At 62.6% G+C, this 7,131-nt stretch carries 8 protein-coding genes; 4 read left to right on the forward strand and 4 right to left on the reverse strand.

Going from position 1 to position 7,131, the window contains the following annotated elements; all coding sequences use genetic code 11:
- Positions 1-6: 6 nt before the first annotated feature.
- Together ACXJKO_RS08540 and ACXJKO_RS08545 are read right to left on the reverse strand one after the other, a co-directional pair.
- Positions 7-645, reverse strand: a complete 639-nt coding sequence (locus ACXJKO_RS08540; protein WP_457090655.1) for a DsbA family protein — start codon at positions 643-645, stop codon at positions 7-9.
- A 72-nt stretch (positions 646-717) separates the two neighbouring features.
- The gene (locus ACXJKO_RS08545) at positions 718-1,227 is read right to left on the reverse strand and encodes a DUF721 domain-containing protein (protein ID WP_457090656.1); all 510 of its coding nucleotides are present in this window, start codon (positions 1,225-1,227) and stop codon (positions 718-720) included.
- Positions 1,228-1,284: 57 nt separating this feature from the next.
- Between ACXJKO_RS08545 and mutY the strand changes: the two genes are divergently transcribed.
- The 4 genes from mutY (at position 1,285) to ACXJKO_RS08565 (ending at position 4,724) form a co-directional block, all read left to right on the forward strand.
- On the forward strand, positions 1,285-2,412 hold the full coding sequence (mutY, locus tag ACXJKO_RS08550; RefSeq protein ID WP_457090657.1) for an A/G-specific adenine glycosylase: 1,128 nt from the start codon (positions 1,285-1,287) through the stop codon (positions 2,410-2,412).
- 90 nt (positions 2,413-2,502) lie between these two features.
- Positions 2,503-3,162, forward strand: coding sequence for a CDP-alcohol phosphatidyltransferase family protein (locus tag ACXJKO_RS08555; RefSeq protein WP_457090658.1), 660 nt, complete (start codon positions 2,503-2,505; stop codon positions 3,160-3,162).
- Positions 3,159-3,779 carry a lysophospholipid acyltransferase family protein gene (locus ACXJKO_RS08560; protein ID WP_457090659.1) on the forward strand — a complete coding sequence of 207 codons (621 nt, stop codon included), beginning with the start codon at positions 3,159-3,161 and terminating at the stop codon, positions 3,777-3,779. Before ACXJKO_RS08555 ends, ACXJKO_RS08560 begins: the two co-directional genes overlap by 4 nt.
- Positions 3,780-4,724, forward strand: coding sequence for a phosphatidate cytidylyltransferase (locus ACXJKO_RS08565; protein ID WP_457090660.1), 945 nt, complete (start codon positions 3,780-3,782; stop codon positions 4,722-4,724). It begins immediately after the preceding gene.
- Between the two features lie 4 nt (positions 4,725-4,728).
- Here the strand turns inward: ACXJKO_RS08565 and ACXJKO_RS08570 are convergent, their stop codons facing one another.
- Positions 4,729-5,634, reverse strand: a complete 906-nt coding sequence (locus ACXJKO_RS08570) for a LysR family transcriptional regulator (RefSeq protein WP_457090661.1) — start codon at positions 5,632-5,634, stop codon at positions 4,729-4,731.
- Between the two features lie 157 nt (positions 5,635-5,791).
- Positions 5,792-7,131, reverse strand: a 1,340-nt coding sequence (locus tag ACXJKO_RS08575) for an ABC transporter permease (RefSeq protein ID WP_457090662.1), incomplete at its 5' end; no start/stop codon positions are given.

Here is a 7,131-nt window from a genome sequence, read left to right on the forward strand (position 1 = left end):
AGGGGCTTACTCGCCCAGCAGAGGCTTGATGACCTTTTCAATCTCATCGATCGACAGGCTTCCCGGATGACGCTGACCATTGATGAAGAAAGTCGGCGTGGAGTCTACGTTGAATTGCTCCATACCCCGGTTCTTCACCGCGTTCACAGCGTCATAAAGTTTCTGGTCCTTGAGGCAAGCATCAAATTTTTCCTGTGAAAAACCAGCCTGCCGCATGAGCTGACGGAGCGAATCCAGGGGTTTGTCCACAAAGGCCCAGTTCTTCTGCTGCTCGAAAAGCAGGTCCGTGACCGGGTAATACTTATCGTTGCCGTCGCAGCGAGAGAGCATGAAGCCCGCCGTCGCCAGGGGATCGAGCGGGAATTCGCGCAGGATGAAGCGGACCTTGCCCGTGTCGATGTAGCGCTTCTTCAGCTCCGGCCACGTATTCTTGTGGAAAGCGGCGCAGTGGGAGCAGGTGAGCGAGGCGTACTCGACGATGGTCACCTTGGCGTTCTCCGGGCCAAGAGCCACGTCCCCAAGGGGGCCGGGCGTCGCGAGGTCCTGCACGGCGACGTTCTGGGCGAAGGCCGGAAGGCTCGTGGCGAGATAGGCGGTGACAGCTGCGGTCCCGAGAAGCTGAAGCGTCTGACGCCGGGTGATCATGGTGGGTAGGCTCCTAAAGAGATGCTGCTTTGCGGTAGAATGAGACACGCGCCGTGGCAAGCGCCCGATATGTCACGCTTTCGTGCGTGAACCGGAGCTGACTATCGCCTGTCCCAGCCGGTCGAGGGCGGCCTTCAGGCCTTCCTCCTCAATGGGGCCGATGGCGGCGCTCACCTTCTCCTGGTCCTCAGGGGTGAGGGTGGGAGCGGGCGGACGCTTCTTCTCGACCCGCCGCACCGGCCCTTGTTTCAGCACGAGCTTTCCTATGCAGCGCCAGCCGTAATAGGTGTTCACCCGGTCGATGATGATGGGGGCCTGGTGCTGGAGTTCCAGGGCGAAGGCGCTTTCCACGCGGATCACGAGGGTGGACGGCTCGGGCCGCGATTCCGGATCGGCATGGGGCGCCTTCTTCTTCCATTCGATCTTGAGCGGCTGGGTGAAGGCGGCAAGCCGCTCGCCCACGATATCGGCCCAGGCCATGATGACGTCGGACGTGGCAAAGCCTTGCGCCGCCATGCTCGGGGAGAGGCAGACATCCAGGAATTCCGCAAGGGGGCGGGCCAAAGGCCTCGGTCGTCTCATGTTGAATGTCCAAAAGCCGCGTTGGAATATGATCGCAGGACCGTTATTCCACGTCACATGTTAACGCCCGCTTTGAGCGCGACCAAGCCCGACCCTCAGGATCTGCTCGACTGGTACGATCGTCACCGGCGCGATCTGCCATGGCGCGCGAAGCCCAGCGAGACCGCAAACCCTTACCGCGTCTGGCTTTCGGAGATCATGCTGCAGCAGACGACGGTAGCTGCGGTCAAACCTTACTATCTGAACTTTCTCCAGAGGTTTCCCACAGTGGAGGCCCTGGCCGAGGCTCCCACGGATTCGGTCATGCAGGCCTGGGCGGGGCTCGGCTATTATTCCCGCGCCCGCAATCTCCATGCCTGCGCCAAGGCGGTTGTGGAAAAGCACGGCGGGGTTTTTCCGGGGACGGAGGCCGAGCTCCTGAAGCTCAAGGGCGTCGGCGCCTATACGGCAGCGGCGGTGGCGGCCATCGCCTTCAACCAGAAGGCTGCGGCGGTGGACGGCAATGTGGAGCGGGTCATGTCCCGCCTTTTCATGGTCGAGGAGCCGCTGCCCAAGGCAAAGCCTCTCATTCGCGCTTTGACCGAAGAACTGGTGCCCGAGGACAGGCCCGGTGATTTCGCACAGGCCGTCATGGATCTCGGCGCCACCATCTGCACGCCCAAGCGTCCGGCCTGTGCCTTGTGCCCATGGATGAAGCCGTGTCAGGCCCGTGCCACCGGCTTGCAAGAGACGTTTCCGAAAAAGCAGAAGAAGGAAACCGGGCAGCTGCGCAAGGGCGCGGCTTTCGTGGTGCTTCGCGCCGACGACACCATCCTGCTTCGCACCCGCCCACCCACGGGTCTCCTCGGTGGCATGGCCGAGCCGCCGACGAGCGAATGGGAGCCGGCCTACGAGCCCTCCCGCGCCGTGCTCGACGCGCCCATCGATGCGCGCTGGCAGCGCCTGCCCGGCACCGTGCGCCACGTCTTCACGCACTTCCCGCTCGAACTGACGGTGCTCTTCGCCAAAGTCCCGAAGGGAACGCCCGCGCCCCACGACATGCGTTGGACCCCACGTCTTCAGCTGCATGAGGAGGCCCTGCCGGGTGCGATGAAGAAGGTGCTCGCGCATGCACTGGGCGACATGCCGGGCGCGAGTGCGAAGGCGGCTTCCAAGCCGGCCAAGGTCCCCAACTCATCGGGATAAGGCCACGGTTTCCTTTTGACGCTTCGAAGGACGTAGTGATATTGGGACGTAATTCAGTTTCGAATCTTCCAACATCGCCGAGACCCAACGATGGCCACGCAACCGGATGAGTCCACGGGCAACGATAAGTCCGATGCGCGACGGCCCATTGCCGCCCGCAGCAGCGGGTTTGCGCAAAAGCTTACGCAGGCTCTGCTCAAGACCTCCGTGACGCCCAACCAGATTTCGGTCGCGAGCATTCTCTTCGCGGCTATTGGCGCTGCGGCTCTCGTCTATGCGCCGGCGCATCCGCTGTTCTACCTAGTTGCAGTTGCCAGCATTCAGCTGCGCCTGTTGTGCAACCTCCTGGACGGCATGGTGGCGGTGGAGGGTGGACGCGGCTCGCCGGTCGGCGTGCTCTACAACGAAATTCCTGACCGCGTTGCGGATACCATGCTGCTCGTCGCGTTGGGTTATGGCGCCGGCTCTCCATGGATCGGATGGGCCTGCGCGCTCGCTGCGGCTTTGACAGCATATATTCGCGTGTTCGGCGGCGCGCTCGGTCAGGCGCAGGATTTTCGCGGGCCGATGGCGAAGCAGCATCGCATGGCGCTGCTGACCGGGGCTTGCGCGCTTGCTCTTGTCGAGGGCCTCATCTGGCAGGAGCGCTATGTACTTCGCATTGCTGCGTGGATTATCCTGATCGGGTCGCTCGCCACGTGCGTGACGCGTCTCAAAGCGGTTGCGGGCCGTATCGAGGAGCGGCCATGATCGATCTCGTTCTCATCGGCCTCACGCGTTTCCTTGTGGGTGGGCATTCACGCTGGATCGGGTCGCAACCGCATGAGCGGCAGCGCATCTATTTTGCCAATCACGGCAGCCATATCGATACGCTGCTGCTGTGGTCCGCCTTGCCGAAACATCTTCGTGCAACGACCCATGCAGCGGCTGCTGCGGATTATTGGGGGCAGGGCGCTGTCAAGCGCTTCATCGCGCAGAACGGCCTTAATGCGGTGCTCATCGACAGGTCGGGCTCGTCCGCGCCCGGCGATGCGCTGGAGCCGTTGCGCAAGGTGCTGTCTGAGGGCCATTCGCTGATCCTGTTTCCGGAAGGCACGCGCAGCACCAACAGGCTGCCCGGTCCCTTCAAGAGCGGGCTTTATCGGCTGGCGAAGGAGTTTCCCAGCGCCGAGCTGATCCCGGTCTATCTCGACAACCCCGCGCGTGCGATGCCGAAGGGTGCCTTCCTGCCGCTTCCCATCATCTGCAGCGCGCATTTCGGTGCCGCGCTGGAGCGAGTCGAGAACGAAGAGAAGGAGCCGTTTCTCGCGCGCGCTCAGGCCGCCGTTTCCGCTCTTGCTCCACCTTTGCCCGAGGCCATGGCTTAAATGACGCTTCTCCAGAAATCTCTGATCCTGTTCGGCATCACCGGCACGATCCTTGGCGTCTCCTCCCTGGTCGGCGCCGTTCTTACGCGCCGCGTAACATCCGAGAGCGGAACCGCGACGGTCGAGAACCTGAATGCGCGGATCAAGGCTTGGTGGGTGATGATCGCGATCTTCGCGGCCTGCTATGCGCTGGGTTTCACCGCGACGGTGCTACTGTTCGCGCTCACATCCTTCTACACCCTGCGCGAGTTCATCTCGCTCACGCCGACGCAGCGTGCTGATCATGTGCCGCTGGCCTTCGCATTCTATGTGCTGCTGCCGCTGCAATATTGGCTGGTCTGGAGCGATTGGTACGGGTTGTTCGCGATCCTGATCCCCGTCTATGGCTTCCTTCTTCTGCCGAGCCTCTCATCGCTCCAGGGCGACCCTGTGAATTTCCTGCTGCGAGTCAGCTGCATTCAATGGGCCGTGATGCTCACCGTCTATTGCATCAGCCACGCGCCCGCGCTGGTTCTGCTTCCCGTCCCCGGATACGAGGGCCAGGGCTTCCTGCTGCTCTTCTTCCTCACTGCCGTCGTGCAGTTCAGCGATGTGATGCAGTACGTCTTCGGCAAGCTGATGGGAAAGAGGAAGCTCGCGCCCGTCATCAGTCCGTCCAAGACCGTCGAGGGGCTTATCGGCGGTGGGTTGTCGGCCATGATCCTCGGCGCCGCTCTGTGGTGGATCACGCCATTCTCAGCCCCGGTCGCGGCGGCCATGGCGGGCATGATCGTGATCGCAGGATTCCTCGGCGGGCTCTCGCTCTCGGCCATAAAGCGCTCCATGGGTGCGAAGGATTGGGGAACCATGGTGCAGGGTCACGGCGGCGTGCTGGACCGCATGGATTCGGTGAGCTTCGCCGCCCCGGTCTTCTTCCACCTGACGCGCTATTTCTACACGGTTTGAACCTTCACCCGCCGGTGAGCACTTTCTGATTGCGCTTGAACAGCGTCGCCAGGGCATTCGCGACCCGCGTTACGCTGGCCCGGCTGCGGCTGCGGCGGTGCATGACGAGGAAAACGTCCTCGATCAGCTCGCCCTCGGGCTTCACCACCTGCACGAGATCGGGATCGGAATCACCGAGCCAGCAGGGTAGGAAGGCCGCGCCGAGGCCCGTCTTCGCGGCCTGATAGCGGATCGGCATATCACCGATGCGCGCCGCGATGGTGCGGCCTTGCGCGAAGCCGGCAACGTATGCGGCCTGCTTGGAAAGAGTTGGGTCTTCAGGTGGGGCGATGACGGTCTCAGGGTTCGCCGTCGTGGCATAGATGGCGAAGGCGATCTGCCCGATGCGGCGCACGACGAGATCGTCGCTCCCTTCGGGCAGGTTGCGCATGCGCAGACCTATATCGGCCTCGCCCGATGCGAGATCGAGCCTTTGCCGCGTGGGGATATAGGCGATCTCCACCGGGGCCGCGGCTTCGTGCAGTTCTGCCGAATGCAGCGAGAGGAACATGGCGACGGAGGATGTCGCCGTGATCCGCACCGGCGCATTCGGGTCCGGCCGATAAGCAGCAGCCGTGCGCGAGACGATGCCCGCCGCTTCGCCCATCGGGGACGCGGCCTCGAAGACCGCTTGGCCTGCTTCCGTCAATTCGAGATTGTTGGGACCGCGCTGGAACAGATCGAGCCCCAGGGCTTCCTCCAGCGCCTTGATGCGTCGGGCGATTGTCGGCTGGCTTTGGCCGAGGGCCTTGGCCGCGCCGTTCATCGATCCATGAGCCACCACGGCCAGGAAGATCCTGAGATCGTCCCACGACGCTTCGGTGTGGAAGGGGCCGAGGGGAGAAGACATGCGGACAGAAGCAGGAACCATGAGTCGATGTTAAAACGCTTGGGCAGGGATGGCATAGGGAAATGTTCGCTTTCAGGACACCTCAGGGACGAGCCCACCTTCGCCTGAAGCCCGAAAGGCCACAGCCCCGCAACTTCGTGAGAGCGTTCTACATTTTTGATGGCAGGAGGAGCCTTCGTCAGGAGGGTGAAGACGCGAGGGGAAGCCTCTGCTTGAAATCGTTGAAAGACATGGCACGGCTCGTTGAGAAACGGGGCCTCTGCAACCCGGTGTCGTCGGCTGGTTCACAATGCCAGGGCAGGGCATCCGCCGGCAGGTATTTGCCCAAAGCATCGAGGATGAGCATGGCGACAGTCACGACCGCGACGATGACGATTGCGATGGCCGAGGCCTGGCTCGCGAGGCCTGCCTCTTCGAGATTGTAGAGCGCCACGCCGATGGTCTCCGTGCCTGCCGACCAGAGCAGGGCCGAGACCGTCAATTCACTGAACGCGAGCAGGAACGCCATGAGCCCGCCTGCAACGACTGCCGGAAGCAGCGAAGGCAGGATGATGTCGATGAACCGTTGTGCAAGGCCCGCGCCATCGAGAGCGGCGGCCTCCTCGGGGGCGAGGTCGATTTGCGTCATGGCCGCAAGCACCGGCTTGATGGCGACGGCAAGGAAGCGGGCGAGATAGGCGAAGACGATGATCCAGGGCGTGGCATAAAGCGAGACGCCGATGAGGGGCAGCGGCTTCAGGAAGAGCAGGATGCAGGCGATGGCCAGCACGATGCCGGGCAGCACGTAAGGAATTTCGAGAAGCGCGATCACGGGTATTCGCGACGTTCCCATCCGCCGCACCAATGCATAGGCGGTCGGGATCGCGAGACATGCGAGCAGGAACGCGGCTCCGCCCGAATAGATCAGCGAATTCATGAAGGCACGCATCGTCACATCCTGACGCGCCATTACTTCCGTGAAATTGTCGAGGGTCAGGTTCGAGAGAGTGAGCGGCATTCCAAAAGATGGCACCAGGGCCGAAGCCATGAGGGATATGAGCGGCAGGATCAATGTGAAGGCGATCATGAGCCCCACGAAGATCTCGACGGACTTTCGCGCCTTGCCGAGATGCCAGAAGGGTTTTAGCGGCGCGTCTTCCTCCAGGCGCACATCGGAGCGGCGGGTAAGCAATTGACTTGCCACGACGCAGACCATGGCGACAGCAGCAACGAGAAGGCCGAGCGCCGCTACGTCGGGCAGCATGCCGGTGCCGAAGCTCGACAAGCGGCGATAGATGAGAACCGGCAGCGTCACGTAATTCACCGGCGCGCCGAGGAGGGCCGGAATGCCGAAATTGCCGATACCTGCGACGAAAGCCAGCAATGATGCGCTTAAAATATGCGGGCGCAGGAGCGGGAGCAGATGGTCGATGATGATGCGTGAGGGCTGCGCGCCGTCGATGCGGGCGGCTTCGACGATCGAGAGCGGAATGCGCTTCAGACCGGCGCTGATCACGATGGTGACGAGCGGCGCATGAT

The sequence above is a fragment of the Microvirga sp. P5_D2 genome (genome assembly GCF_054049475.1).

Excerpts from the sequence above, each read along its gene's own strand:
- ACXJKO_RS08540 (WP_457090655.1), bottom strand. The coding sequence starts at position 645 with ATGATCACCCGGCGTCAGACGCTTCAGCTTCTCGGGACCGCAGCTGTC.
- ACXJKO_RS08545 (WP_457090656.1), bottom strand. The coding sequence starts at position 1,227 with ATGAGACGACCGAGGCCTTTGGCCCGCCCCCTTGCGGAATTCCTGGAT.
- mutY (WP_457090657.1), top strand. The coding sequence starts at position 1,285 with ATGTTAACGCCCGCTTTGAGCGCGACCAAGCCCGACCCTCAGGATCTG.
- ACXJKO_RS08555 (WP_457090658.1), top strand. The coding sequence starts at position 2,503 with ATGGCCACGCAACCGGATGAGTCCACGGGCAACGATAAGTCCGATGCG.
- ACXJKO_RS08560 (WP_457090659.1), top strand. The coding sequence starts at position 3,159 with ATGATCGATCTCGTTCTCATCGGCCTCACGCGTTTCCTTGTGGGTGGG.
- ACXJKO_RS08565 (WP_457090660.1), top strand. The coding sequence starts at position 3,780 with ATGACGCTTCTCCAGAAATCTCTGATCCTGTTCGGCATCACCGGCACG.
- ACXJKO_RS08570 (WP_457090661.1), bottom strand. The coding sequence starts at position 5,634 with ATGGTTCCTGCTTCTGTCCGCATGTCTTCTCCCCTCGGCCCCTTCCAC.